The sequence below is a fragment of the Cyclobacterium sp. L-R genome, from assembly GCF_056859355.1.
This window is the reverse complement of the sequence record NZ_JBSXOH010000098.1, coordinates 58,493-84,216: the sequence shown is the minus strand read 5'-3', so window position 1 is coordinate 84,216 and position 25,724 is coordinate 58,493. Positions and strand designations below refer to the sequence as shown.

Sequence of the window (25,724 nt, the reverse complement as noted above, 5' to 3'; positions counted from 1 at the left end):
ATTCGAAAGAATCGGGCTTTTTTATTTTAATATTTAACCGAGAATAAAGAGATGGAAAATCACTTACAAACAAAAGACTGGGGTTTAGGTCTAAAAAATGAGCACCTGATTATTGCAGGACCATGTAGCGCAGAAACCCCTGAGCAAATCGAAAAGGTTTGCCAGGATATGATCACCGCCAATGTTATACCTGATGTATTCAGGGCAGGAATCTGGAAACCGAGAACTAGACCAGGAAGCTTTGAGGGTATTGGAGAAGATGGCTTGAAGTGGATGGAAATCGTAAGAGAGAAGCTTCATATTCCTATTACCACAGAAGTAGGAAATGCATCTCACGTAGAGTCTGCCTTAAAACATGGTGTTGATATTCTATGGATTGGTGCTAGAACTACAGTGAATCCATTTGCTGTCCAGGAAATTGCTGACGCACTTAAGGGGGTTGATATCCCTGTTATGGTTAAAAACCCAATGAATCCTGATTTGGAACTTTGGAGAGGTGCTTTAGAAAGACTTCAAGCTGTAGGCGTAAACAAACTAGCTGCCATCCATAGGGGATTCAGTGATGCTTATGACAAGAAATTCCGTAACAAACCCAATTGGTCAATGCCAATTCATTTGAAAAGGTTGTGGAAAGGAATGCAGGTAATCAACGATCCTAGTCATATTGTAGGTAATAGAAAAGGTATTCTTGAAACTGCTCAGCGTGCGATTAATTTCGGGCTTGACGGATTGATGATAGAAACACACCACGATCCTGACAATGCATGGAGTGATGCGAAACAGCAAGTAACTCCTCAGCAATTGAGAGAAATATTGGATCAAATTGATTTCAAACACCCTATCCAAGTTGAACATCCTTCAGAAAAATTGCAGGATCTTAGAAATGCTGTAGATCATTTGGACGATCAATTGTTAGACCTTTTGGCGGAAAGATTTTCTATTATAGATCAAATTGGTGAGCACAAAAGAGACAATAATCTTACTGTTTTTCAGGCAGACCGTTGGAAGCAAGTGATGGAATCTAGAACCATTAGTGGAATGGAGAAAAACCTTAGCGAAAAATTCATGAAGGAATTACTTTATTGCATTCATGAAGAGTCAGTAAAGCGTCAGGAAAAGAAATTGAGAGATAACGTTTCTGCAAAGAAATCAGTTTGATTGTTAAGCCCGTTTTTATCTTAAATAAATGTTGATTGGTTTATTTTGATTGTATTCTTAGCCTAATATTAGAAAAAGGTTTAAGGTATAGTCTGCCCAAAACAGGATTGTTTTTCCTGAATTGGATACAAGAACCTGATCTTCAAAGAGTGGAAATTATAAGTAGAAATATCCTTTTACTATCCATTCCTTTTAAGAGATAAAAACGGGTTTAATTTTTACCTTTACAAAAAAACAGATTTTGGAAACAATAATATTTTCATCCCGAATAGCACAGGATTTGGTTCGGTTTCTCGATTCAAAGAAATACTCCAAACTTGGGGTAATCATGGATAGTCATACCATCAAACACTGTTACCCTTTAATCTCTAATCATCTTCCAGAACATACCAGTTTTACTTTTGAAGCAGGTGAGGTGCATAAAACACTTGATACCTGTGTGAACATCTGGGAATGGATGACTGAGAATGGTTTTGACCGTAAAACACTTATCCTAAATATTGGTGGAGGGGTTACAGGGGATATGGGAGGTTTTTGTGCAAGTACTTATAAGCGAGGTATTCGCTTTATAAATTTGCCAACAACCTTGCTTTCTCAGGTGGACGCAAGTGTAGGTGGAAAGCTAGGGATTGACTTTAAGGGATTCAAAAATCATATTGGAGTATTTAACCAACCAGAAGGAGTTCTGATTAGTGATGAATTCCTAGGAACCTTGCCTGAACCTGAATTGCGTTCTGGCTATGCCGAGGTGATCAAACATGGCTTGATAAGGAATGAAAATTACTTTAACAGCCTTAAAACAGAGAATTGGCAAACCCAAGCCTGGAAAGACATTATCTCTGTATCTGTTGGGATAAAAAGGGAAGTGGTAGACAAAGACCCAAAGGAAGATGGCCTTAGGAAAATCCTGAATTTTGGACATACTATAGGTCATGCTGTCGAATCACATTATCTGGATACACCATCTCATCTTCTTCATGGAGAGGCCATAGCCGTAGGCATGATAGCTGAAGCTTATCTTTCGCATAAATTTTTAAGATTGCCAAAAGAGCAGCTTGAAATCATTCAACAAAAATTATTGGCAGTATTTGGGAAGGTCCACATTGATAAAAAGGATTTCGATACAATCATTGACCTGTGTTTTCAGGACAAGAAAAACGAAGGGAACGTGCTTAATTTTTCCTTATTAAGGAGAATTGGAGATTGTGATTTCAATATAGTTATTGGTAAAGAAGCCATTGCGGAAGCTATGGATTACTACAATCAACTGGAAGGTTAAAAGCCATATAAAACCCCTTTGTTGTTATAAGCCTTCAAATTTTAAGTTTAAAAAATTCCATGAATACAATAGTACTGCCAAAAAAAAGTTCGTTTGGTCAAGTTCAAATTCCACTACCTTCATCCAAAAGTGAAAGCAATAGGGTTTTGATCATCGATGCCCTTACCGAGGGGAAGAATAAACTTTCTAATCTGGCTGAGGCTAGAGATACACAAACCATGATTCGGTTACTCAAGGAAGATCCGGCTACTTATGATGTGTTGGATGCAGGTACGACCATGCGGTTTTTGACAGCCTATGCAGCACTGAACAATAGGAAAAAAACCATGACGGGTACTGCTCGGATGTGTGAAAGACCTATTGGTATTTTGGTAGATGCTTTAAAGGAACTTGGAGCAAGCATTACTTATCTTAAAAAAGAGGGATACCCCCCTTTGTCTATTGAAGGATTTTCAGGTCAAAAAACCAATCAAATTGAAATTAGAGGGGACGTTAGTAGTCAGTATATTTCTGCCTTATTGATGAATGCCCCATTATTACCAAATGGATTGGTGCTTGACCTCACCGGTAAAATTGGTTCAAGAACCTATATCACCATGACGCTTGAATTAATGAAGGCCTTCGGTGTTGATTATGTTTTTGAAGGAAGTCAGATTAGGATAGCACCAGGAAAATACCAAGCCACCACCTTTTCAGTAGAGAGTGACTGGTCCGGCGCAAGTTATTGGTTTAGTTTATTGGCCTGTGCTGATGCTGGCGAATTGTACCTTAAAGGCCTCAAAGCAGAGAGTTTACAAGGAGATGCCAAAATCGTCGACATAATGGATAAACTTGGCGTCGAAAGTGAATTTCAAAGCGATGGAGTAATCCTGAGAAAAAAAGAAATTACCGGTTTGTCATCTTTCGACTTTACACATTGCCCTGATTTGGCGCAAACAGTGGCCGTCACCTGTGCATTAACAGGACAAACATCTGATTTTACTGGACTGGAAAGTTTGCGGATAAAGGAAACAGACAGGATCGATGCCTTACAAAAAGAATTGGCTAAAATTGGTGCTTTACTTGAAGAACGAAAACCAGGCGTATTTACCCTTGTGCCTGCAACAATTATTCCCGAAACAGTAAGAATTGCCACTTATGATGACCATAGAATGGCAATGGCATTTATGCCTTTGATAACCAGAACCAAACTGGTAATAGACGATCCTGAAGTGGTAAACAAGTCGTATCCAAGTTTTTGGAAACATTGTTCATTGCTGGAGATTGTACCAGAATATAATAATGAATAGGTTTTTCTTCCAGACTAGCTGAGTCTGAGTAGTTTTGGTAGTTAGATTCAATATAGTGCGTTGAATATTCAAAATAATCCACTTAATAGATTTGATTTTGGAAAAGAAATTAAAAGTTGCAATACAGGGTGTTCTAGGTTCTTTTCATCACCAAGTAGCCCAACAATACTTTGGAGAGAATATTGAAGTATTTGGATACAACACTTTTGAAGAAGTTGCCAAAAATGTTGAAAACCAAGTAGTGGATGTGGCTGTTATGGCCATAGAGAATTCTATCGCAGGTGCTATCTTGCCTAATTATGATATAATAGACAGACACGAACTTTTCGTCTCAGATGAGTATTATTTACCCATCTCACACAATCTAATGGCTTTGCCTGGACAGGAATTGTCAGCAATTACTGAAGCCAGGTCGCATCCCATGGCATTATTGCAATGCAAAAAGTTTTTTGCTGAGCATCCATCTATAAACCCAATAGATGATGTTGATACGGCCTATGTCGCCAAGATTATTTCAGAGCAAAAGATCAAAGGTTTAGCCGCAGTGGCAAGTCCAAAAGCCGCGGAATTTTATGGGTTGGAACTGTTAGCTGAAAATATTCAAACGGTTAAAAATAACTTTACCAGGTTTATAATTCTGCAAAAAGACAAGCCGGTAAGTGATGCGGCACCAACCAAAGCCAGTTTGAAGATTACAATTAAAAATCAAAAAGGAGGTTTAGCTAAATTGCTAACTGTTTTGAGTGATAATGACCTTGATTTGACTAAAATTCAGTCTATCCCTGTGATGAGTAAGCCTTGGGAGTATTCATTTTTTATCGATACACTTATTTCTGATGTTGAGAAATTTAATCATGCGATGGATTTAATCGCCTCTGAATACGGTTCGGTTAAGATTTTTGGAACATATCAAAGCAGAAAATAATGAAAGGTTTTTCCGATAGGTTAGGAGAAGTTAAAGAATACTATTTCTCTAAAAAACTAAAAGAGGTCCAACAACTTAGAGAAAGTGGGAGGCCGATTATCAATATGGGGATAGGTAGTCCTGACCTTCCGCCAGATGATAGTGTTATTGAAGCATTAAAGCGGACAGCATCCTCTCCCTCTGCACATGGGTACCAATCTTATCAAGGGACCAATGAATTGAGAAATGCCATCGCCGCGTTTTATGCAAGGAATTATAGTGTAACCCTTGATCCTTCTTCTGAAGTTTTGCCTTTGATGGGGTCTAAAGAAGGAATCATGCACATTTCAATGGCTTTTTTAAATGAAGGTGATGAGGTTTTGGTGCCCAATCCTGGATATCCTACTTACACCTCAGTCACCAAACTGCTAAATGCCAAGCCCATTTATTATTCACTTAATGAAGAGGATAATTGGGAACCAGACTGGGAGGCATTGAGTCAAGCAGACCTTACGAAAGTAAAATTAATGTGGGTGAATTACCCTCATATGCCTACGGGTGCAATAGGGAGTGAAGCCTTATTTATTAAGCTTGTGAATTTTGCGAAAGAGAACAATATTCTGTTGGTTCACGACAATCCTTATAGCTTTATTCTGAATGAAGAACCTAAAAGTTTGTTGGAAATACCTGGCGCAATAGATCATGCCTTGGAATTAAATTCTCTTAGCAAAACATACAATATTCCAGGATGGAGAGTAGGCATGTTGGCTGGTAGAAGTGATTACCTAGCTGCTGTACTGAGGGTTAAGAGTAATATGGACTCCGGTATGTTTTTAGGGATTCAAGAAGGGGCTGTTGCTGCTTTGAACTTAGGCAATACCTGGACCCAGTCTATGAATAAAGTTTATTCTAGAAGGAAAGACCTTGTATTGGAAATGGCCAAGTTATTGCAGCTTAAAGTCCAGAATGATGCTGTTGGTTTATTTGTATGGGGTAAAGTCTCCGAGGGTAGAACGGCTACCGATCTAGTGGACCAACTGCTTTATGATTTCGATATTTTCATTACACCGGGGCTTATTTTTGGTAGCAATGGAGCATCCTATGTTCGGTTTTCATTATGTGTAGGAGAGGATAAAATGGAGGAAGCCATTACAAGGTTAAAAAACTATAAAATGCCATGAAAAAAATACATATCATAGGTTTAGGCCTGCTGGGTGGATCTTTCGCACTGGCAGCCAAGAAAATTTTTCCTGAATTAGAAATCACTGGTTTCGATTCGAACAGTGAAAGTTTAGGTGTAGCTGTGGAAATGCAACTAATATCCAAAGCTCTACCTGAGCCAGATAAGGATACAGATATTGTGATTTTGGCAACACCTGTGGATACCTTGTTTGAAATTTTAGATAAGACACTTTCGAAGGTAGGAGAGAAAACTTTGGTAATGGACTTTGGTTCCACAAAAGACCAACTTTGCCAACAGGTAAGTCAGCATCCCAAAAGGGCACAATACTTAGCAGTTCATCCGATTGCTGGAACAGAAAACTCAGGCCCCAAAGCAGCACAAGTGGATCTTTTCGACGGGAAGGTCATGATCATTTGTGAAATGGAAAAGACAGATGTTCACCTTAAGAAGATGGCTTATGATATTTTTGATGCTTTAAACTTACGTTTACGCTTCATGGATCCAAGAGACCATGACCTTCATTTGGCATTTGTTTCTCACCTGTCCCATGCGACCTCCTTTGTATTGGGAAAGACGGTTATTGATAAAACTGCAGATGAGAGAAATATTTTAGATATGGCTGGCAGCGGGTTTGCCTCTACTGTGAGATTGGCTAAAAGTTCTCCTGAAATGTGGGGACCAATTTTTTTGGAAAATAAAACCAATGTATTGGAAGCCTTGGACAGTTATATTGACCATTTGACAGCCTTTAGAAATAGAATTGCAAATGATGATTCTGAAGGGTTAAAGGTCGATATGAGAGAAGCCAATAAAATTAGGAATATCTTGGATTTTAAGGAATAAATTGAAAGTATGGTAATAATAGTTGATTAATTGTGGTTTTGTTGTAAATTGGTATATATGCATTTGACTTTAGATACTGAATTCGCGACATTAAAACAAGTATTGGTTCATAGGCCTGGAAGAGAAATAGATAGGTTAACACCATACAATAAACACTTACTGCTCTTTGAAGATGTTCCTTACTTAGAGGAAATGCAAAGAGAACATGATGTTTTCACACAGCTTATACGGGAAAAATGTGGTGCCGAGGTTTATTATTTTGATCAACTATTGGAGGATATTCTTGAGGACAATGAGGTGAGAAGTAACTTGATTCGGGAAGCGTTGGCAGTTTCTCGATTGGGGCATTTGAGCGATGAACTTCTAGGAGTACTAACTCAAGAGCAATGTGTACAAGCCCTTATAGCTGGTATCAAGGTGCATGAAGTTAGAGGCAGAATGAGTGCTGCAGCATTGTCTGACCTTTTGGACTTGGCATTTTTAATTCCCCCATGTCCAAATTTGTATTTTCAACGGGATACCGCCGCCATATTACCAGGAGGCATGATTTTTTCAAGTATGCGGTTGGATCAACGTCAAAGGGAGTCTAATATGGTAAGGCAGATTTTTGAAAATCACCCTTTGTTTAAAGATAAAATCCATCAGATATATCCCAGAACAACACACAATAATACACCGTCGATCGAAGGAGGAGATGTGATTATTTTATCCAACAAAGCAGTTGCAATTGGGTGTTCTGAGCGTACCGATGAAAAAGCGGTCTATCATGTTGCTAAAAATCTTATTGCAGATGGTCTTATAGAAAGGGTCTATGAAATTCATTTGCCCAAGAAAAGAAATTTCATGCACCTGGATACTGTTTTTACCATATTAGATAAAAATAGAGTGCTTACTTACCCTGATGCGCTTCAGGCTGTTCAACACATATCGGTCTATACCAGGAAAGAAGAAGATAGCGAACAGGTTAATATCAAAAGAAAAGTATTGAAAAAAAACTTAAGAGAAGTACTCAGAATGGAAATTCCTTATCTGGAAATAATAGGTACTGATAAGGTAAGCCAGGAATATGCGCTTAGAGAACAATGGTTTGATGGAGCCAATGTGTTTACAACTGGCCCTGGTCAGGTTATCTCATATAATAGGAATAAACACACAAATAAAGCTTTAAAAGATTATGGTGTGGAAGTGTTGGAAATGCCTTCCTCAGAACTTTCCAGAGGGTTGGGTGGGCCAAGGTGTATGAGTATGCCAATTGCCAGAGAGGCAGTTGTATAAGAGGATAGGTGATTAAAACCGAAATGTGAAATAACTCCTTTAGCCAATAAGCCCTGTTAAAAATCAGTCACTTCCTTGCTGATTTCAATTTCACCATAGCGGTGCTATGCTAAAATCTCCAAACAGCCTGATTTTCTTTCGATTACAACACCCATCACGAATTCTATTACATGATCCGGGTTAAAGTTGACCCCCTACTTCGGTTTATATTAGAAACTATCAAAGAAGGACCTTCTTCTGGATACTTTGAGATCCCTAAGGATGCTTGATTTTACCCGAATATCAATATTGTAAGAGGTAAACCTTCCGAAAGGCACCCAATTAACATTCATTTGCCAGCAATGCAGGTCTCTTGCGATGCCTATCATGGTTTGAGTAATCTTAGCAGTAGATAGATCGTAGCCACTTGTGAAATTGATCTTCCATTTGTCTGATAGACTAAGATCACCGGATATATTTATTGCTTGGGTGACGTTTTTAGTCCCTGAGGCAGCCTTATTATAGCTCAGATTGTAACTATAGGTCATGTTCCAAGGTATTGACCAGTCTATATACTGGCTTGGGTCATTGGCTATTCTATTGATTTCATTTTCAACAAAATCATTCATTTGACCCCCTTGATTTAAAAACTCATTGGTGAGATCATCACGCACCTCTCCTGGAGATTGTTCTGTCTTACTAGGGTTTACACTCCCGTTGATGTTAAGAGAAGCCCTTCTGATAACACCAAGTCCTTGGCCTTTTTTCCAAGCAAATTCATTGATTCTCCTAGTGGTTACAGTTTCTCCATTGGTAAAGGTGCCTGTAGCATAAGGATCAAAAGTGGCATTTAGGTTGACAGAAAGCCTTTTGTCGAACAATGAGGTTCTTGTATTAAAATTGAACGGAGCAAGATTAAAGGAGTCTACGGCAAAGTTGTAATTGGTAGACACGTTTAGGGATTGGAGAATGGGGACTTTCTTTGTAGTAGCTTCTGCAGTATCACTTTCTGTCTTAAGTTTAGCTTCCAGCGTGTTTCTGATGTTGATGCTAAGTGATTTTGATTCTCCCAATGGAGCACCACCATAGATAAAACCTTGAAACCGAGATAGACGTTGAATGGTGCCACTGGCGTTGGTTTGCACTTCTTGGTAGTAACCATACTTAGGATCTGAAAAATCAGGAGTACTTGTAAACCCAAAGGTAGGTTGCATGTGGTGCCTGATGGCTTCTATTTTAGATCCTTTTTTGAAGGTGTAAAAACCATACACATTGGTAGAGAGGTTAAAAGAACTATTGTAATAATTTACCCTATTGAAGCCACTTTCCAAAATTTGATCTAGCCGTTCTTCCTGTGGGTTGTAATAGTAGTTGATTCTGTCCAAGTACCAGAGTTCAGTAAAATTCATAGAGGCAGTACCTGTAAAGAACCTAAAGAGGCTAAAGTTTGATGAAATAGGAACGGTATTCCTAAATCCATTGTCAGCATCTCTTAAGAGTTGGGGGAGGTTGGCTAAATTAAATGGAATTACATCTGGAGTAGAGGTTAGTCCAAGTTCTTCAAGTTCCTGCTGAAGGTTTGGGTCAACGCCCAATTCTGTGGTAATCCGGTTATTTATAGAGTTTTGGGCATTGAAATTCCAAGAGACATTCAGCGTTTTTAAGGGTTCGAATTTAATGTTTCTAAACGGATTTTGCCTGTTCATATTTATGGCCACATCCGGTAATAACAAATTTACTTCGTCAGTTACCTGATTTTGAGAATGCCTTAAGTTAGCGGACATACTGAACGGTGTCCCTGTAAAAGTCTTGCTATAAGATATGTTAGAGGAAAAATCTGATTGTTGATTTTGTTGGTAATTCCCTTGGTTAAGAATGTTGTCGTTGTAGGATTTGGTACCAAAATTTGCTGAGGCCGAAAACCTGGAATTGCCTCGGGTTTCTGGCGTGTGATTCCACCTAAACCAAAAAGCATCGTATTCCAAAGGTACTTCAGCAGTTTCGGGGCTTTGGAACTTTTGATAATCAATATTTAATCCACCCTTAAACCTGTATCTTTTGTTATAGACCGAAGCCGTTTTCATCCCGTACCCACCTTTGGAAAACACTTCTCCTGTCACCCTGGTGTGGACATAATCATTGAAAGCAAAGTAATAGCCAAAATCCCTAAGGAAGAAACCTCTTCGTTGTTCCTCTCCATAAGAAGGGAAAATAATACCAGATGTTTTTTCTTCAGGAGTATCAGGGATAATACCAAAGGGAAGTCCCAATGGTGTTGGGATATTGTTGAAGTACAAATTAAATGGTCCTGAAATAATGTGTTTGCCCCGTACAGATTTAATTTTGGAGGAAGAAATATGCCAATGTGGTTCCACCAAGTCACAAGTGGTATAAAATCCCTTGCTCAAGTATACAGAGCCTTCACTGTCTTTTTTGACTATTGCGCCTCGAAGTAGCCCTTCGTCTTGTTGGGTAACCACATCTGAAATGATGGCCTTTTGACTTTTGAAATTGTAGCGCATCTCCTTTCGGATTTCATATACACTATTGCCTTCCTTAAACATAGGGGTGCCTTGGGCAACGCCAAGGCTGTCTTTCAATCCGGAGGCATAGAGTTCATTTTTTTTCCAATCAATAGCAATATAATCTGCATCCAAACGGATATTTCCATACTCAAACCATGCACCTTTATATAGAAATACTTTATTTTGTGCAAAGTCCGTGATGATACTATCTTCGGCGTAATAATTGATTGTGGTTTGAATATCACCTTTTGGTTGATTTTGGGTAGAATCTAAATCCGCCGCGGTGATAAGGAGAATGCTGTCTGGGAGTACCGGCAATAAGGTATCTAGCCTAACTTCAGGATTCCCTAAGGTATCTGGAGGTGTAAGTTCTAGTTCAGAAGATCTTTCATTACCGGATTCTTGAGCCAAGACAGTATGCCCAAAATAGGTGAGCATACAGATGGAAAGAAAAACGTTCTTTATTATCTGCACCAATAATTTCTGTTTGCTATAAAAATCATTAAATTTTCGGTAAAGTTAAGGTTATTAACGTTTATGAAACGAACCAAGTTGAAAAATATTCTTATAATTTCATTGCTCTTCATTACAGGTGTTTCAGTGGGATTTATTCCGCCTGTTGAGGAAAAGGCAGAATTCAAATTAAGAAGGATAGTTATTGATGCCGGTCATGGAGGAAAAGATCCTGGGACGATAGGTAAAACCTCGCAGGAAAAGGATGTCGCTCTAGCGATTGCCCTGAAGGTTGGGGGGTATATTTCTGAGCTACTACCTGATGTGGAGGTCATCTATACTCGGAAAACTGATGTTTTTATTGAACTCAAAGAGCGGGCAAACATTGCCAATAGAAATAGAGCAGATTTATTTGTTTCGATTCATTGTAATGCCATTTCTTCTCCCAATGCCTACGGTACAGAGACCTATGTTATGGGGAGTAGGAATTTCAATGCCAATTTTGAAATTGTGAAAAGAGAGAATGCAGTAATTTTATTAGAGGATGATTATCAAGAGAACTATGAAGGGTTTGATCCTAAATCCCCTGAATCCTACATGGTATTTAACCTGATGCAAAAGGCATACTTTGCCAATAGTCTTTCCTTGGCAGAAAAAGTTGAGACCGATTTGAAAACACGAGTTAACAGACATTCCAGAGGTGTAAAACAAGCGCCCTTTTATGTTTTGTGGACGACCAGTATGCCTAGCATCTTAATAGAAACTGGTTTTCTCTCAAATCCTTCAGAAGAAAAGTACCTAAATAGCAAAAGTGGACAAACCTATGTGGCTTCAGGGATATTTAGAGCGATAAAGGCTTATAAAGAAGAATTGGAAGCTATTTGATATAGATTTTTTCATGTTAGCACTTTAATATTCCTTCAAAATTGAATGTCACCTGTAATATATTGCTGAAATTTTGTAAATTTGGTTAATAGAATTGTGAGGTTTATTAGAGATTGAATATTCAGATGACAGATAAAGAATTAAATGCTCTTGTGTCTTTGTTGGATGATGGGGATCAGGAAATAAAAGAACATGTTAGAGGTAAAATAATTTCTCTTGGCAATGAAATCATCCCTTTTCTTGAAAGTAAGTGGGAGGGTTCATTTAATCCTGAATTGCAAAAAGAAATCGAAGAGATCGTCCATGACATGCAATTAAACTTGCTTATGGAAAGGCTTACCAATTGGAAAAACTCTGAAGAGAAAGAGTTACTTGAAGGACTGTGGATTATCAATACCTACCTCTATCCGGAACTGGAATTTGAACAGCTCAACGCCCTCATGCAGCAAATTTATTTTGATGTTTGGACTAACTTCAAAAACGAATTATCCGTTTATGATAAAATAAAATTAATCAATAATGTGATGTTCAATGATTTGAAGTTTTCCGCCAACACGAAAAACTTTCATAGTCCTTCGAACAGCATGATCAAAACGGTTTTGGAAACCAAAAAAGGGAATCCTATTAGCCTTTGTTCCGTTTATTTATTGGTAGCCAAGAAACTTGGCTTGCCAGTTTATGGGGTAAATTTGCCTAACCTCTTCGTGTTGACCTATCAATCAGGTAAATTTAAATTTTATATCAACGCCTTTAATAAGGGGCTTATTTTTACTAAACAAGATATAAATAATTACCTAGACCATTTGAAATTGGACCCCAAGCCAGAATACTATGAACCATGCGGAAACATTGAAATCATAAGGAGAGTGATTCGTAACCTCATCTATTCCTTCGAAAAAATTGGGGATTTGGATAAATCCAGAGAGGTCAGTCAAATGCTAAAAATAGTGAACCAAAATTAAGGCAAAAACCTAATATTGCAACCAACGGCTCTGGTAATGGTAGGACTAGGGCGATCTCTTTTTATTATGTCATCCAATGCAGTTTCAAGATAATGTACAGTTGCACTTTCCATCGCTTGCGCGTTGTTGTCAATGGCACCTCTGTAAGCCACGCTGTATCCGGTAGGCCCTGAGGTGATTATAACTACTTCAGGGATTTTTTTAACTCCTGTCATTTTGGTAAAAGCCTGATCTGTGTCCATAAGGAATGGCAGTTTGTTGGTTTTAGCAAATGCCAATGAACTAAGTTTTTCCAAGCTTTCATCTTCCTGGCCAGCATGAGGGTTTACCAAGGCAAATGAGATATTGGATTGGGCGTATTTTTCTTTCAGAGCCTTTATTCTGGTGTTGTATAGTTTTGGATAAGGGCATTTGAGTGTGTAAAAAATAAAAACCTGGGCATTGGAGGTCTTGTTTTTCTCAAGGGAATATTCTTGACCAGAAATAGCATCAACCATTTCTAAATTGGAAATCTTTTGCCCGTATAAGGCCGAAGCCCAAAGAATACAAAATAGAAAACACCCAAAAAGCTTATTCATCTCTAGTTGTTTTAGTGACAATCATAAATATAAGAAAAATCACCAAACAGTATAGGTTAGAACCATATCGTTTTCTGAATGAACCACGACTTGGTAGTAATGATCGGAAAAATCAGAGCCGTGTATTTTACCATTAATAATTTTATCGTTTGCTGTGAAAGGGGCTAAAATAATATTCTGTCTTAGGCTAATGCCTTTTTTTCCTTGGCATTTAAAGATGCTTTCTTTTACCGACCAAGCCATTGTATACAATAAGGGGTCTTTGCCTAAAAAGTCTATTTCTAAAGGATCAAGGTATTTTGGCCCTAGTGGCACTGTTTTTTCTCTGACGCTTTCCAGGTCAATTCCTACAGGCATATCCTTGTGAAATATTGCTGCAGCACAATCACCGTGATGGGTAAGTGAAACATGTCCTGTTCCATCCATAGAGTGAGATTTGCCATGTTGATCTTTATAAAAGCCAGGGTAAGGTAATTCCAGGTTGTCCAAGGTGTTTTTTATGGCTAATCTTGCAGCCTTCCATTCTTTTCTTTTTTGTGGATGGCCGATATTTGCCAGAGATAGTTTTTCTCTGAAACTTAAAAAGTCCATGGAACTGTTTTCGGAGGATTTAATATTGTTGATGGCAAAAGCAGATAAAGGGCTAATTTTTTCTATTTTTGTTAACATAGTAACTTAAAGGCAACTGAGTGGTAATTAGGTTTTGCAATATATGTCAAATATTCAAGTAAGTAAACTTAACACATTAAGAGGTCATAATCATTCTGTTTTTGCACTTGCCATTGGTTGCTTGCCCCACCTTATATACACTGGGTCAGGAGATGGGATGGTGGTGGAATGGGATCTTTCTCGTCCTGGAGATGGGCTTTTATTGGCTAAATTGCCCAGTTCAGTTTATGCTTTGGAAGTAGATGAACAAAGAAATTTGCTATTTATTGGGCAGAATAATGAGGGGGTTCATGTTGTCGACCTAAAGAGTAAAAAGGAGATTTGGTCTCTAAAAATCACTTCCCATTCCATTTTTGATATAAAAGTAATTGATAATTTATTGTTGGTAGCCACAGGTGATGGTGTGTTGGTAGTTTTGGATATAGACGAAAGATCTATTGTTCGCCATATTAAAATCAGTGACCAGTCTTTACGCGTATTGGCAGTTTCTCCAGATAAGCGTCAGATAAGTGTAGGTGCCAGCGATAATATGGTAAAAGTTTTTGATTTAGAAAATTGGAAACCATTAGCGAAATTGCAGGGACATATAAAATCAGTGTTTGCCTTGTCTTACAGCCCTGATGGAAAAATACTTGTAAGTGGAGGAAGAGATGCTCAACTTAAGTTTTGGGATCCTTCGAATTTTGAAGAGCTACGGAATATTGCTGCACATATGTATGCAATCAATTACCTTTCCTTTAGAGAGGATGGTAAGTATTTTGTGACTTGTAGTATGGACAAGTCAATGAAAATTTGGGATTCTGAGGCCTTCAAATTGTTGAAAGTAATAGATAAGGCAAGGTATGTAGGTCATGGAACCTCCATCAATAAAGTTTTGTGGATTAAAGATCAAGTAGTAGCCATCAGTGATGATCATACTGTTTCTGTTTGGGAGATAAATATTGGTCAATAACTTCCGATCATAGATCGGCTAAATGACGAAGAAATGAAAATTACACCATTAGATATCCGTCAAAAGACCTTCGAAAAAAATTTCAGAGGCTATGATAAAGATGAAGTTTCAACCTTCTTAAGCTATTTGTCTCAAGAATGGGAAAAGCTTGTAGAAGAGAAAAATGCGCTCAAGGTAAAGTATGAGCATGCTGAAAAAGAAGCTTCCAAATTAAGGGAAGTGGAACAGTCGCTTTTCAAAACATTGAAAACAGCAGAAGACACTGGCGCTAGCATTATTGAACAAGCGAATAAAACAGCAGAATTAATTTTAAAAGAGGCGCAGATGAATGCCGATGCGCTTCATGCAGAATCAAAAGGGAATGCAAGAAGCCTGATAGATCAAGCAGAATCACAATCCAAAAATATTATTGAAGACCTTAAAGAGGATGTCAATCTATTGGTAGAGAATTATGAAAAATTACTAGACCAAAGAGATTATTTATTAAAGAATTTAAAACGTACTGCTTCCGAGACTTTAGAGAACGTTAGAGCAGCGCAGGAGGGATTCACAGAAATAGATTCTGGAATCCATACCCGCTTGGTCAAAGAACTTCAACGGAAGGAAAAACATAACAATTCTTCTGAAAAAGAAGTATCAAAACCAGTTCCTTCTGGAAATACATACATTTGGGAGCAACCTAAAAATCAAGCGGAACCGGAGAAAGAAAGTGTTCAAACTGAAATTGAAAGTATCCCGACTCCGGAAGCTGAAGCGGAAAAGAAGATAGATACTGAAGAAATGGAAAAGCCAGGTGAGGAGCATACCACTTTGCCTAAGAATAAAAACAAGGACCAATCGGGTTCATTTTTTGACCAATTTGAATAATGGGAAAAGTATCACTCGAGGGGATTGAATTTCACGCCTTTCATGGGGTGTTCTCCGAAGAAAAGAAATTAGGCAATCGCTTTACGGTTGATATGCATGTACACACCGATTTCAAGGAAGCCATGCGTACGGATGACCTCAAATACACTGTTGATTATTTTAAGCTTTACCAAATAGCTAAAGCTCATATGCAGGTTCCGGTGAAGTTGTTGGAACATTTAGGGTATTTAATGATCAAAGATATTTTAAAAGCCTATCCTGAAAGTTATGAAATTCAGGTGATAATAAAAAAACATAATCCTGCCCTTGGTGGGGTAGTTAATTTTTCTGTTGTAGAGGTGGTTTACCCTAGAGATTTTCAATAAAGTCGTTTTATGTACACGAAACATGAAATCAAGAAAACCAGACAAGATTTTTGGACTACTTTTGGTCAATATATGAAACCTGTTCCCAATGCTGATGGATCAAAAATCAACTGGAAAAACTATAAAACAGGTGTGAAGCACATGTATTTTAGGATGAAAGCAGAACGAGATTTTGCTTCCATTTCCATAGAAGTTCAACACCCGGATGAGGAGATTAGAGGTTTATTGTTCGATCAATTGATTGCTTTCAAAAGAATTTTTCAACAGGAAGTAGGGGAAGAGTGGGAGTGGATTTCCGATTCGCCAAACGAATGGGGGGAGCTATCAAGCAAAGTGGAAAAAACCATAACAGGAGTAAACGTGATGAGAAAAGATGATTGGCCAAAAATCATATCCTTTCTAAAGCCGCGGATAGTTGCCATTGATGCCTTCTGGGCAAATATGAAATATGGTTTTGAAGGATTGGTTTAATCCTTTAATAAAACTATTTACTGCTTGTCGTGTCTTTTGGGCAGATCAGGATTGGTAAACACAAACCCCCTTGCTTCATTGCTTTCGTGAAAATCCACCTGCATGCCCATCAGGAACATCACATGTTTTTTCTCTATTAGTACTGGCAATCCTCCAATTTCAAATTCCTGGTCACCATCCTTCGTCAGATCAAAACCCAATGCATAGGAAACGCCACCACAGCCCCCACCTTTTACACCTATTCTTAAGGAATATTCGACAGGTATATTCTTGGTGGCCATAATGGATTTGATCTCTTCGAGAGCCTTGGCCGTAATTCTTATAGGAGTCAACATGTGGGATTAAGGAAGTAGCATGGTTAATGGTTCCAAAATTAAAACAGAAAAACAATTGGTGCATAGTAAAACATGACATTATTTTAGATATTGCCAATTAAAACCTTTGAACATGGATTACCTATTTGAACTATTAAAAATAATTATTCCTGCAGGCCTGGTCATTTATGGAATGTTTATTATTACGGTATCATTTTTGAAGAAGGAAAAAGAGATGAAATGGTTGGATATCAAATCCAAAAATTCTGAACAGATTATTCCTTTGCGAATTCAAGCCGGTGAAAGGCTCTGCTTATTGTTGGAAAGAATCTCTCCAAACAACCTTATAAGAAGGGTAAATGGGTCTGACATGCTGGCTGGAGAATTACATAGTCTGTTGATTCAAGAAATTAGAAATGAGTTCAATCATAATTTGTCTCAACAAGTGTATTTTACAGATGATTCGTGGGAGACTTTGCGTTCTGCTGTGGAGCAAACCATTTCACTTATCAACCAAGCTTACCAGCAAGTAAGTCAGGATGAAAGGAGTCTTGAGTTGTCAAAAAAAATATTTCAACTCGCAATGGAAACAGATCAGGATAGCATAGGAGTCGCCCTAAAAAAAATCAAAGATGAAATACGCATTTACTACTGACCTAAACACTAAAAAGCAATAAATTCACATGGACAGTTATACATCAGGTCAAAGCCTCTTTGAGAAGGTTAAAGCCATATACCTAAACAGGGCTGAGCACATTGCGGGTACCGAGAAAAAGTTGAGCAGTTTGCTAGTGAAAGTAAATAGAAAGTGGCAAGAGCTTTCTCAAAACCCAACTTTTGCACAAGTCAAATTTCAAGTTGAAATTTTCATAAGAATGATTAAGGCCCATATGAGCAAGAAATATTCAGGCCTGTCAAATAGGTCATTGGGTTTGTTAGTCCTTGGCTTGTTTTATTTTGCACTTCCCACTGACCTAGTGCCGGATTTTATTCCTTTTGTAGGTTATGTAGATGATATAACCGTTTTGCTCGCTATTTTCAAAAGCCTTCAATCGGACATAGAGAAATTTTTAGACTGGGAAAAAAATCAGGATTTATGAGTCACATCGCTTTTGTTTCCGGTGCTTCCGGTTTGGTGGGGATACAACTTCTCCATCAGCTTTTTAAGAATGAAGCCATTGATTGGGTCGTGACCTTCGGAAGAAGGGAATTAGCCCTTAAACATCAAAAACTGGTTCAGGTAGAGGTTGATTTTGAACATTTGGATAAAGTCGACCTGGAAGAAGAAGTTAGGAAGCAGAATATGGGTGGTGATAAGCAATCCTTGTTAAAGGGACTTAGTGAGGCCTCTACATCGATTATCGCTTTTAGCGCCTTAGGAACTACCATTAAAAAGGCGGGGTCTAAAGAGAATTTTCGACGAATAGACCATGATTATGTTCTGGATTTTGCAAGAATGTGTTTGAGGTTAGGAGCTAGTAAATTCATGTATGTAAGTGCCATTGGAGCGGATGCTCAATCAGCAATTCTTTATAATAAAGTAAAGGGTGAGGTTGAAAATGGTTTAAAGCGAATGAATTTTAATTATGTTGGCATTTTCCAGCCTTCCATATTATTGGGGGAAAGAAATGAAAACAGGCCTGGGGAGGAAATAGGTAAAGTAGTCATGAAGTTTGTTACCTTCTTTGGGCTTTTTAGTAAGTATAAACCGATTTATGATCATCAGGTGGCCAAAGCTATGGTGCAAAAAGCGCTGAACTTAAATCTCACAGGAAATGAGACCATCACGTCTTCTGAGATGCATAAAATGACACAATGATTGTAGTATTACAAAGAGTAAAAAAGGCTTCAGTGAGCATTGATGCCAATGAAAAATCAGCGATTGGCCCAGGTTTGTTACTATTTTTAGGTATAGAAACAGCAGATACCTCCGAGGATATTTCTTGGATATGTAGAAAGGTAGTAAATATGAGAATCTTTACTGATCAGCACGGGGTCATGAACGAGAGTATTTTGGAAAGAGATGGTGATGTTTTGATCGTAAGTCAATTTACTCTTCATGCTAGTACTAAAAAAGGAAATAGGCCTTCTTATATCAAGGCCGCTAGGCCTGAAGTCGCTATTCCGCTTTATGACCAATTTATAGAAGAGATGACCAATCAGTTGAAGAAGCCTGTCTCCACAGGAGAGTTTGGTGCTGATATGCAGGTTTCCTTAATAAATGATGGGCCGGTTACAATTATCCTAGATTCAAAAAACAAGGTGTAAATTAGCCCCTTTCTCAAAAAAATAATTCATGGTTGTGTAATCAGGTCAAGTCTTTGATTAGGGCCTGGTCATTAAAAATTAACCTTAACCCTTTCCTTTATCATTCCTTTGCAGCAACCTATTGCTTAGGAGCCAAGAGTTATCACCATTAAATCAGGAAAAATTGATTTTCTCTTCAATCAAGAATAGCTGACGATATGGATGGGGCTTTATGTTTGACCGATTAGATTTAGGGTTTTCCATTTAAGCAAAAAAATATAGAATGAAGAATAAGAATGTGTTTTTAGAAATCAAAGAAGCTACAGTTCAGTCTCTTGGGAAAACCGTGTTCAAAAATTTAAATTTCACAGTTCAAAATGGAGAATCTTGGGCGATTTTAGGAGAATCAGGGAAAGAACGAACCTTGTTTCTAGAAACACTTTTGGGCAGGACTACTTTGGTAGAGGGGAGTATTGAATGGCCATTTGCTGCTGAATACCAGGTAAAACAACGGGACCTAGGAGTGATAAATAGCTTTAGAGATCTGATTGCCTTGGTTTCCCAGAAATACACCTTTCGGAACAAATCCAGCCAGCAAAGCTTTTATTACCAACAACGTTTCAATAGTGCTGAATCTGAGGATACGGCAACTGTAGCCGCATTTCTTAGTGAAGTGGAAATAAAGGGAGAAGGAAATTGGGATCTACCTAATGTTATTCAACTATTTGGCCTTGAAGAATTGAAAAATAAATCCTTAATAAAACTTTCGAATGGAGAGACCCGAAGGTTGGCAATGGCACAAGCCTTGTTGAAAAATCCAAAGCTGTTATTAATAGATATGCCTTTGGTGGGACTGGATGTGGAAACGAGGGCTAGTTTTGAAGGGATACTCAAGTCCATCCAAAAATCAGGGGTTCAGATTATCATGACATCTTCTGCTAGGGAAGTTCCTGAGTCCGTTGATAAGATTGCCTGGATAAGTGGAGGGAAGTTAGCAGTGGTTGAGGATAGGGATAGCCTTATCCCCTTGGAAAATGAGGCCTTTTCAATGTTTGATTTTTCTCCTGAGGTTTTTGATGGATTATTGGAGGACCTGGGAGCGGCTTACTCAGGTCAGGAAATTATAAAAATGAGTAATGTAACCATCAAATACGGTCAAAAAAAATTACTTGATAACCTCTTTTGGCAAGTGTTGCCTGGTGAAAAATGGCTGATAAAAGGCCATAATGGTGCAGGGAAATCAACCCTAATTAGTATAGTGCTTGGTGAAAACCCTCAAGCTTACGCCAATGATATTTCCCTTTTTGGCAGGAGAAGAGGTACTGGGGAGAGTATATGGGATATTAAGCGTCCCATTGGTTTTGTTTCTGCAGAATTGGCCCGGTATTTTCCCGCCAACCAAACTTGTAAAAAGGTGGTGGCTTCTGGTTTTTTTGATACAATGGGACTGTTTAAAAAACTAAACAAAGATCAAGAAATAATTGTGGATAAATGGCTTGAAGCTTTTCGATTGTCTCATTTGAGTGAATTGAGGTTGAGCCAGGTAAGTCTGGAAGAGCAACGTTTTTGTCTTTTGGCCAGGGCCATGATTAAATCTCCAGCTTTGTTAGTTCTTGATGAGGCCTCCCAAGGCATGGATGAAGAGCAAAGAAGTAGGTTCAAGTCTACTATCGAGTTTTTCTGTAAAGAAACGAACTTGACTTTGCTTTTTGTAAGTCATTATAACGAGGATATCCCAGACTGTATAGAGCATACACTTAAATTAAAACAAGGAAAAGCAATTAAATAAGTAGAACCTATGACCATAGAAGAAGCACAAAAGCAAGTAGACGAATGGATTAATACCACAGGAGTGAGGTATTTTAGTGAGTTGACCAATATGGCTATTTTGACAGAAGAGGTGGGGGAGGTAGCACGAATTATGTCACGGAAGTATGGGGAACAATCCTTTAAAGAAAGTGACAAAGAGGTCGATTTGGGTGATGAAATGGCAGATGTTTTATGGGTATTGCTTTGTCTGGCCAATCAAACAGGAATAGACCTTAATAAAGCCTTTGAAAGAAATTTTGAGAAAAAAAACAAGAGGGACAAGGATAGGCATAAGAACAACGAGAAACTGAAATGATTGACAGGACGTTTTGATTTCCGAAATAGTTTATAGACTATGCGATTTCGGGTTGATAATTTCAAACTGCTTGATGTTTACTATCGATTGCATCGTCCCTCTGTTGAGGGACGAAAATTTCTTCACAAGGTGGTTCAAATAGGGATTGAATGTAAGCGTCAATATGGCTTTATTTTCTCCCCTACAGCAATTTTTCCCTTATCCAAAGCGATAAGGTTTTGGCCAAATAATATCTTCCCACCGACATTTCTGTATTGTGCCAAAGTCTTTAATGGCTCCTTGCCTTTTGTTCCTGTTTCTTGGTTAATGGTTGTCATTACGCATCTTGCGCAAGGTTTTGTGACTCTAAACCTTAGCTGACCTATTTGAATGTCTTTCCAATCATCTTCAGCGAAAGCCTGCCCACCCGTAAAAACTATATTTGGACGGAACCTTGTCATTGGCAGTGGTTCTTTCAGTTTACTATTTAGATCGTCCAGTGAGGATTGACCAATAAGGAGAAATGGCATACTGTCTGCAAAGCTCACATGCTCATTGTTAAAGCTGTACTTGTTTTCGATATACCTTTTATTTTCCAGGTCCATTTTTACTAAATGACAATTGACATTTAGCTGGCTTGAAAACCACTTGTCGACTTCAGCAGAAACATGCATTGTGGTTACGGCATCGTCCCAGACATTACTTTTAATCTTTTCACCAGAAAGCTCATCAATAGGTATTTTAATCCTTTCACTAGTTTTTAGGCTGTGATACACAAGGAGATGGTCTTTCTCTAGGGCTACCTGTAGTAGTGCCATTTCGGGTAGGGTACGTTGGGTGAGAAATTTCCCATTCTGATCTACAAGCATCCAGTTTCTATCATATTGAAAACCGGAAACTTCTACATTGGCATCGATTAAATTTATTCCACCCAGAGATTTGATTGGGTAAATGTTGATTTGTGAGATTTTCATTTTGATTGAAAAGGTTGGCTTGTCTTGTTGATGTCGGTTGCTACTAATGCAATATTATGCGAAAAATTGACATTTATAAAGATAACCTGTCATAATTTATGACAATGTGGCATTAATTTCACGAATAATTCACTTGGCACATTGGTTGTTATAGTAGTTTTGTGTTTAAAACGAAAACGACAAAATTTATATAATTATGGGAAAAATTATCGGTATTGATTTGGGTACTACCAACTCATGCGTCGCTGTAATGGAAGGTAATGAACCAGTGGTCATTCAGAACAGTGAAGGAAGAAGAACCACCCCCTCTATAGTGGCATTTTTGGATAATGGAAACGGCGAAAGAAAAGTTGGAGACCCTGCTAAACGTCAGGCAATTACCAACCCAGCAAATACCATTTCTTCTGTTAAGAGGTTTATGGGGAAAAAATATTCTGAGATTTCAGATGACAAAAAGCATGCGTCTTATAAGGTAGAAAAAGGACCTAATGACACTGTGGCTATCAAAATTGGTGACAGGTCTTATACTGCACAAGAACTTTCTGCAATGATTCTTCAAAAAATGAAATCAACTGCAGAAGATTTCTTAGGTCAGGAAGTGACTGAGGCTGTTATTACAGTTCCGGCCTATTTCAATGATTCAGAAAGACAAGCTACAAAAGAAGCCGGTCAAATTGCGGGTCTTGAAGTGAAAAGGATCATTAATGAGCCTACTGCCGCGGCATTGGCATATGGTTTAGACAAGAAAAATGCAGACATGAAAATTGCTGTATTTGACCTTGGTGGAGGTACATTCGATATTTCTGTATTGGAATTAGGTGACGGTGTATTTGAAGTTAAGTCTACTAACGGTGATGTTCACTTAGGTGGTGATGACTTTGATCAAGTGATAATCGACTGGCTTGCAAGTGAATTTAAATCAGAGGAGGACATTGATCTTAAAAATGATCCAATGGCACTTCAGAGATTAAAAGAAGCTGCTGAGAAAGCTAAGATTGAACTTTCAAGTTCTTCTGCAACGGAAATCAATTTGCCTTATATTACTGCTACACAGACTGGACCTAAGCACTTGGTGAGAAGTTTGTCAAGAGCTAAATTTGAGCAATTGTCAGATAGTCTTGTAAAAAGATCTATGGAGCCTGTCCGTAAAGCAATGGCTGATGCTTCTATGTCTCCTTCAGACATTGATGAAGTAATACTTGTAGGTGGATCCACAAGGATTCCTAAGATTCAAGAGGAAGTTGAGAAATTCTTCGGTAAGAAACCTTCTAAAGGTGTAAATCCAGATGAGGTTGTTGCTATTGGTGCAGCAATTCAAGGTGGAGTACTTACAGGAGAAGTGAAAGATGTTCTTTTGCTTGATGTAACACCTCTTTCTTTGGGTATAGAAACAATGGGTGGTGTATTTACCAAATTGATTGAGTCTAACTCAACTATTCCAACTAAAAAATCTGAGGTTTTCTCAACTGCAGCTGACAATCAGCCAGCAGTGGACATTCATGTCCTTCAAGGGGAAAGATCGATGGCCAAAGACAATAGAACAATCGGAAGATTTCAGTTGTCAGATATCCCGCCTTCTCCAAGAGGAGTTCCTCAAATTGAAGTAACTTTTGATATAGATGCCAATGGTATCCTTAATGTGTCTGCCAAAGACAAAGGAACTGGTAAAGAGCAAAAGATCAAAATTGAAGCTTCTTCTGGATTGACAGAGGAGGAAATCGAAAGAATGAAAAAAGAAGCCGAAGCAAATGCTGCTACGGATAAAGAAGAGAAAGAAAAAATCGATAAAATCAACCAGGCTGATAGTTTGATTTTCCAAACAGAGAAACAACTTAAAGAGTTTGGAGACAAATTGTCTGAAGGAAACAAAACCGCAGTTTCTGGTGCTTTGGAACAGCTTAAAGCTGCACATCAAAGTCAAGATCTAGCAGGAATTGAATCTGGAATGGAAGCCTTAAATACAGCATGGAGTGCAGCTTCTCAGGAGATGTACAATGCTACTCAAGGTGCAGAAGGTGGAGCTGGTCAGCCAGGACCTGATGCGGCAACTGAAGACGCTTCAGGTGACGGTGTTTCAGATGTTGATTACGAAGAGGTAAATGAAGAAGATAAGAAATAATATTCTTCGTTTATATAGAATAAGTTAAAAATAATGGTGTCTTCGGTTGTCGGAGATGCCATTGTTTTTATTGTACCTTAGGTTTATTTCCTATACAATAACCAATCTATTAAAGGTCGAAATTGCTTTAGAGGCAGTCATTTCGGCACAATTTTAAGCTTTGTCAATCTGGTGCTAAGGTTTAGTTTCGTATTAGTCTGTTTTGTAGGACTACGATTCTTGATTAGTGACCTATTGCTTAAAGAGGATTTTTATTTCCATACTATTAGCGTTAAATAAATACCGGCATGCAGTTAACATCCGAAAACAAACTTAAAAAACTGATTATTGTTGGCGATCGGCTTTTGATAAAATTAAAAAAGCCAAACCAAAAAACATCCAGTGGGCTTTATTTACCTCCTGGAGTTCAGGAAAAAGATAAAGTTCAACAAGGCTATATTATTAAAGCTGGACCAGGATATCCGATTCCTTTACCTGTAGAAGATGACGAGCCATGGAAAGATCAGGCCGAAAATGTTAAATACATTCCTTTGCAGGCAAAAGAGGGAGATTTAGCCATTTTTCTTTTGAATGGTGCCTTTGAAGTTATGTATGAAGGGGAGAAATATTTTATTGTCCCTCAAAGTGCCATTTTAATGTTGGAAAGAGAAGAAGAGCTTTAGAACAGACTTATTAAGTAAATTATGCCTGTCAGTATCTATTGCGATAAGTGTATATTTCTGAAAAAGGACAATAAGTTGTTGACAGAGATCACTTTAAAATAAGCCTTTTTTTAACTGGGTTCAATTTATTCAGCGTAAAGCTTGGTAGGAATCGATTAATACGAACCTTGTGTCGTGTTTCAAGTCATATATTTTAGTTAAGTGGGTCTTGCCTTTATTGGTGGATCCACTTTTTTTTGTCCAGCTTTATTGACTTGTGAAAAGGGGTATCTGGTAGGTGAGTAGTGAGTTAAACCCGGATTATGTAATAGAATTCGTGATGAGTGTTGCAATCGCAAGAAACTCAGGCTGTTTGGAGATTTTAGCATAACACCGCTATGGTGAAATTGAAAACAGCAACGAAGTGGCTGATTTTAAAGCGATTTCAGCACGTAATAGAATTTCTATTGCCTATTTCGGGTTCAAGCAATTTCTTAGGACAAATAAAATTAGGCGTTCAATTCATTATTAAAACTTAGATAAATGAGCTTTTTGAAGTTTTGTTAACAATTTGCTTGGGTTAAGGGTTTATTGATCTATGTGTTTTACAAAGCAAGGTTGTTTACAATTTCCCTCTCAAAAAGATTTGTATTTTGCATTTCCTTTTATGCTTTCTGCACAATTTTTC

At 38.1% G+C, this 25,724-nt stretch carries 26 protein-coding genes; 21 read left to right on the top strand and 5 right to left on the bottom strand.

Annotated elements, in window-relative coordinates; translation table 11 throughout:
- Nucleotides 1-51 precede the first annotated feature (51 nt).
- From AC13EX_RS23245 to AC13EX_RS23215, 7 genes are all read left to right on the top strand, one after another.
- Nucleotides 52-1,158 (top strand): chorismate mutase, encoded by a 1,107-nt coding sequence (locus AC13EX_RS23245; protein WP_048642257.1) that lies wholly within the window; start codon nt 52-54, stop codon nt 1,156-1,158.
- 241 nt (nt 1,159-1,399) lie between these two features.
- Entirely contained in the window at nt 1,400-2,437 is a 1,038-nt protein-coding gene (gene aroB / locus AC13EX_RS23240; protein WP_482894539.1) for a 3-dehydroquinate synthase, read from the top strand.
- Nucleotides 2,438-2,496: 59 nt separating this feature from the next.
- Nucleotides 2,497-3,726 carry a 3-phosphoshikimate 1-carboxyvinyltransferase gene (locus tag AC13EX_RS23235; RefSeq protein ID WP_482894538.1) on the top strand — a complete coding sequence of 410 codons (1,230 nt, stop codon included), beginning with the start codon at nt 2,497-2,499 and terminating at the stop codon, nt 3,724-3,726.
- A 97-nt stretch (nt 3,727-3,823) separates the two neighbouring features.
- Nucleotides 3,824-4,651 (top strand): prephenate dehydratase, encoded by an 828-nt coding sequence (locus AC13EX_RS23230; RefSeq protein ID WP_482894537.1) that lies wholly within the window; start codon nt 3,824-3,826, stop codon nt 4,649-4,651.
- Complete coding sequence (locus tag AC13EX_RS23225; RefSeq protein ID WP_482894536.1) at nt 4,651-5,811, top strand: pyridoxal phosphate-dependent aminotransferase; 1,161 nt, start codon at nt 4,651-4,653, stop codon at nt 5,809-5,811. The genes AC13EX_RS23230 and AC13EX_RS23225 overlap by 1 nt, the downstream gene beginning before the upstream one ends.
- Nucleotides 5,808-6,656 (top strand): prephenate dehydrogenase, encoded by an 849-nt coding sequence (locus tag AC13EX_RS23220; protein WP_482894535.1) that lies wholly within the window; start codon nt 5,808-5,810, stop codon nt 6,654-6,656. The genes AC13EX_RS23225 and AC13EX_RS23220 overlap by 4 nt, the downstream gene beginning before the upstream one ends.
- Nucleotides 6,657-6,713: 57 nt before the next feature.
- Nucleotides 6,714-7,931 carry an arginine deiminase gene (locus AC13EX_RS23215; RefSeq protein ID WP_482894534.1) on the top strand — a complete coding sequence of 406 codons (1,218 nt, stop codon included), beginning with the start codon at nt 6,714-6,716 and terminating at the stop codon, nt 7,929-7,931.
- 209 nt (nt 7,932-8,140) lie between these two features.
- Here AC13EX_RS23215 and AC13EX_RS23210 read toward each other — a convergent pair whose 3' ends face one another.
- Nucleotides 8,141-10,873 (bottom strand): putative LPS assembly protein LptD, encoded by a 2,733-nt coding sequence (locus AC13EX_RS23210; RefSeq protein WP_482894571.1) that lies wholly within the window; start codon nt 10,871-10,873, stop codon nt 8,141-8,143.
- 99 nt (nt 10,874-10,972) lie between these two features.
- On the opposite strand from AC13EX_RS23210, the gene AC13EX_RS23205 reads away from it, so the two are divergent.
- Both AC13EX_RS23205 and AC13EX_RS23200 read left to right on the top strand, forming a co-directional pair.
- On the top strand, nt 10,973-11,773 hold the full coding sequence (locus AC13EX_RS23205; RefSeq protein ID WP_048642265.1) for an N-acetylmuramoyl-L-alanine amidase family protein: 801 nt from the start codon (nt 10,973-10,975) through the stop codon (nt 11,771-11,773).
- Nucleotides 11,774-11,898: 125 nt separating this feature from the next.
- On the top strand, nt 11,899-12,735 hold the full coding sequence (locus AC13EX_RS23200) for a transglutaminase-like domain-containing protein (protein ID WP_048644504.1): 837 nt from the start codon (nt 11,899-11,901) through the stop codon (nt 12,733-12,735).
- Here AC13EX_RS23200 and AC13EX_RS23195 read toward each other — a convergent pair.
- Nucleotides 12,732-13,313 (bottom strand): redoxin family protein, encoded by a 582-nt coding sequence (locus AC13EX_RS23195; RefSeq protein ID WP_482894533.1) that lies wholly within the window; start codon nt 13,311-13,313, stop codon nt 12,732-12,734. The two genes, AC13EX_RS23200 and AC13EX_RS23195, sit on opposite strands and share 4 nt — an antisense overlap.
- A 39-nt stretch (nt 13,314-13,352) precedes the next feature.
- Nucleotides 13,353-13,982 carry a 4'-phosphopantetheinyl transferase family protein gene (locus AC13EX_RS23190; RefSeq protein ID WP_482894532.1) on the bottom strand — a complete coding sequence of 210 codons (630 nt, stop codon included), beginning with the start codon at nt 13,980-13,982 and terminating at the stop codon, nt 13,353-13,355.
- A 43-nt stretch (nt 13,983-14,025) separates the two neighbouring features.
- Between AC13EX_RS23190 and AC13EX_RS23185 the strand changes: the two genes are divergently transcribed.
- From AC13EX_RS23185 to AC13EX_RS23170, 4 genes are read left to right on the top strand one after another with little or no spacing between them, the layout of a single operon-like run.
- Nucleotides 14,026-14,934 (top strand): WD40 repeat domain-containing protein, encoded by a 909-nt coding sequence (locus tag AC13EX_RS23185; protein ID WP_482894531.1) that lies wholly within the window; start codon nt 14,026-14,028, stop codon nt 14,932-14,934.
- 33 nt (nt 14,935-14,967) lie between these two features.
- Nucleotides 14,968-15,801, top strand: coding sequence for a DivIVA domain-containing protein (locus tag AC13EX_RS23180; RefSeq protein WP_482894530.1), 834 nt, complete (start codon nt 14,968-14,970; stop codon nt 15,799-15,801).
- Nucleotides 15,801-16,166 (top strand): dihydroneopterin aldolase, encoded by a 366-nt coding sequence (gene folB, locus AC13EX_RS23175; RefSeq protein WP_048642270.1) that lies wholly within the window; start codon nt 15,801-15,803, stop codon nt 16,164-16,166. Before AC13EX_RS23180 ends, folB begins: the two co-directional genes overlap by 1 nt.
- Nucleotides 16,167-16,175: 9 nt before the next feature.
- A complete protein-coding gene (locus AC13EX_RS23170) occupies nt 16,176-16,637 on the top strand; it encodes a DUF4268 domain-containing protein (RefSeq protein WP_482894529.1) in 462 nt (153 codons plus the stop codon).
- Nucleotides 16,638-16,654: 17 nt separating this feature from the next.
- On the opposite strand, the gene AC13EX_RS23165 is transcribed toward AC13EX_RS23170, so the two are convergent.
- The gene (locus tag AC13EX_RS23165; protein ID WP_482894528.1) at nt 16,655-16,972 is read right to left on the bottom strand and encodes a HesB/IscA family protein; all 318 of its coding nucleotides are present in this window, start codon (nt 16,970-16,972) and stop codon (nt 16,655-16,657) included.
- 112 nt (nt 16,973-17,084) lie between these two features.
- Here AC13EX_RS23165 and AC13EX_RS23160 point away from each other — a divergent pair, with 112 nt between their 5' ends.
- From AC13EX_RS23160 to AC13EX_RS23135, 6 genes are all read left to right on the top strand, one after another.
- Entirely contained in the window at nt 17,085-17,606 is a 522-nt protein-coding gene (locus AC13EX_RS23160) for a DUF7935 family protein (RefSeq protein WP_482894527.1), read from the top strand.
- 28 nt (nt 17,607-17,634) lie between these two features.
- Nucleotides 17,635-18,051, top strand: coding sequence for a YkvA family protein (locus AC13EX_RS23155; protein ID WP_048642274.1), 417 nt, complete (start codon nt 17,635-17,637; stop codon nt 18,049-18,051).
- Nucleotides 18,048-18,770 carry a Rossmann-fold NAD(P)-binding domain-containing protein gene (locus AC13EX_RS23150; protein WP_482894526.1) on the top strand — a complete coding sequence of 241 codons (723 nt, stop codon included), beginning with the start codon at nt 18,048-18,050 and terminating at the stop codon, nt 18,768-18,770. The genes AC13EX_RS23155 and AC13EX_RS23150 overlap by 4 nt, the downstream gene beginning before the upstream one ends.
- Nucleotides 18,767-19,219, top strand: a complete 453-nt coding sequence (gene dtd, locus AC13EX_RS23145) for a D-aminoacyl-tRNA deacylase (RefSeq protein WP_482894525.1) — start codon at nt 18,767-18,769, stop codon at nt 19,217-19,219. Before AC13EX_RS23150 ends, dtd begins: the two co-directional genes overlap by 4 nt.
- 262 nt (nt 19,220-19,481) lie before the next feature.
- Nucleotides 19,482-20,987, top strand: coding sequence for an ATP-binding cassette domain-containing protein (locus AC13EX_RS23140; RefSeq protein WP_482894524.1), 1,506 nt, complete (start codon nt 19,482-19,484; stop codon nt 20,985-20,987).
- Between the two features lie 9 nt (nt 20,988-20,996).
- Nucleotides 20,997-21,323: a nucleotide pyrophosphohydrolase gene (locus AC13EX_RS23135; protein ID WP_048642278.1), complete on the top strand. Its 327-nt coding sequence runs from the start codon at nt 20,997-20,999 to the stop codon at nt 21,321-21,323.
- A gap of 158 nt (nt 21,324-21,481) precedes the next feature.
- On the opposite strand, the gene AC13EX_RS23130 is transcribed toward AC13EX_RS23135, so the two are convergent.
- Nucleotides 21,482-22,276: an MOSC domain-containing protein gene (locus tag AC13EX_RS23130; RefSeq protein WP_482894523.1), complete on the bottom strand. Its 795-nt coding sequence runs from the start codon at nt 22,274-22,276 to the stop codon at nt 21,482-21,484.
- Nucleotides 22,277-22,472: 196 nt separating this feature from the next.
- On the opposite strand from AC13EX_RS23130, the gene dnaK reads away from it, so the two are divergent.
- Nucleotides 22,473-24,395 (top strand): molecular chaperone DnaK, encoded by a 1,923-nt coding sequence (gene dnaK, locus AC13EX_RS23125; RefSeq protein ID WP_048642280.1) that lies wholly within the window; start codon nt 22,473-22,475, stop codon nt 24,393-24,395.
- Nucleotides 24,396-24,682: 287 nt separating this feature from the next.
- Nucleotides 24,683-25,057: a co-chaperone GroES gene (locus tag AC13EX_RS23120; RefSeq protein ID WP_048642281.1), complete on the top strand. Its 375-nt coding sequence runs from the start codon at nt 24,683-24,685 to the stop codon at nt 25,055-25,057.
- Nucleotides 25,058-25,724 lie beyond the last annotated feature (667 nt).

Bases quoted from the DNA above. Each gene is read 5' to 3' on its own strand.
- AC13EX_RS23245 (WP_048642257.1), top strand. From the start codon at position 52: ATGGAAAATCACTTACAAACAAAAGACTGGGGTTTAGGTCTAAAAAAT.
- AC13EX_RS23235 (WP_482894538.1), top strand. From the start codon at position 2,497: ATGAATACAATAGTACTGCCAAAAAAAAGTTCGTTTGGTCAAGTTCAA.
- AC13EX_RS23225 (WP_482894536.1), top strand. From the start codon at position 4,651: ATGAAAGGTTTTTCCGATAGGTTAGGAGAAGTTAAAGAATACTATTTC.
- AC13EX_RS23220 (WP_482894535.1), top strand. From the start codon at position 5,808: ATGAAAAAAATACATATCATAGGTTTAGGCCTGCTGGGTGGATCTTTC.
- AC13EX_RS23215 (WP_482894534.1), top strand. From the start codon at position 6,714: ATGCATTTGACTTTAGATACTGAATTCGCGACATTAAAACAAGTATTG.
- AC13EX_RS23210 (WP_482894571.1), bottom strand. From the start codon at position 10,873: ATGCTCACCTATTTTGGGCATACTGTCTTGGCTCAAGAATCCGGTAAT.
- AC13EX_RS23205 (WP_048642265.1), top strand. From the start codon at position 10,973: ATGAAACGAACCAAGTTGAAAAATATTCTTATAATTTCATTGCTCTTC.
- AC13EX_RS23200 (WP_048644504.1), top strand. From the start codon at position 11,899: ATGACAGATAAAGAATTAAATGCTCTTGTGTCTTTGTTGGATGATGGG.
- AC13EX_RS23195 (WP_482894533.1), bottom strand. From the start codon at position 13,313: ATGAATAAGCTTTTTGGGTGTTTTCTATTTTGTATTCTTTGGGCTTCG.
- AC13EX_RS23190 (WP_482894532.1), bottom strand. From the start codon at position 13,982: ATGTTAACAAAAATAGAAAAAATTAGCCCTTTATCTGCTTTTGCCATC.
- AC13EX_RS23185 (WP_482894531.1), top strand. From the start codon at position 14,026: ATGTCAAATATTCAAGTAAGTAAACTTAACACATTAAGAGGTCATAAT.
- AC13EX_RS23180 (WP_482894530.1), top strand. From the start codon at position 14,968: ATGAAAATTACACCATTAGATATCCGTCAAAAGACCTTCGAAAAAAAT.
- folB (WP_048642270.1), top strand. From the start codon at position 15,801: ATGGGAAAAGTATCACTCGAGGGGATTGAATTTCACGCCTTTCATGGG.
- AC13EX_RS23170 (WP_482894529.1), top strand. From the start codon at position 16,176: ATGTACACGAAACATGAAATCAAGAAAACCAGACAAGATTTTTGGACT.
- AC13EX_RS23165 (WP_482894528.1), bottom strand. From the start codon at position 16,972: ATGTTGACTCCTATAAGAATTACGGCCAAGGCTCTCGAAGAGATCAAA.
- AC13EX_RS23160 (WP_482894527.1), top strand. From the start codon at position 17,085: ATGGATTACCTATTTGAACTATTAAAAATAATTATTCCTGCAGGCCTG.
- AC13EX_RS23155 (WP_048642274.1), top strand. From the start codon at position 17,635: ATGGACAGTTATACATCAGGTCAAAGCCTCTTTGAGAAGGTTAAAGCC.
- AC13EX_RS23150 (WP_482894526.1), top strand. From the start codon at position 18,048: ATGAGTCACATCGCTTTTGTTTCCGGTGCTTCCGGTTTGGTGGGGATA.
- dtd (WP_482894525.1), top strand. From the start codon at position 18,767: ATGATTGTAGTATTACAAAGAGTAAAAAAGGCTTCAGTGAGCATTGAT.
- AC13EX_RS23140 (WP_482894524.1), top strand. From the start codon at position 19,482: ATGAAGAATAAGAATGTGTTTTTAGAAATCAAAGAAGCTACAGTTCAG.
- AC13EX_RS23135 (WP_048642278.1), top strand. From the start codon at position 20,997: ATGACCATAGAAGAAGCACAAAAGCAAGTAGACGAATGGATTAATACC.
- AC13EX_RS23130 (WP_482894523.1), bottom strand. From the start codon at position 22,276: ATGAAAATCTCACAAATCAACATTTACCCAATCAAATCTCTGGGTGGA.
- dnaK (WP_048642280.1), top strand. From the start codon at position 22,473: ATGGGAAAAATTATCGGTATTGATTTGGGTACTACCAACTCATGCGTC.
- AC13EX_RS23120 (WP_048642281.1), top strand. From the start codon at position 24,683: ATGCAGTTAACATCCGAAAACAAACTTAAAAAACTGATTATTGTTGGC.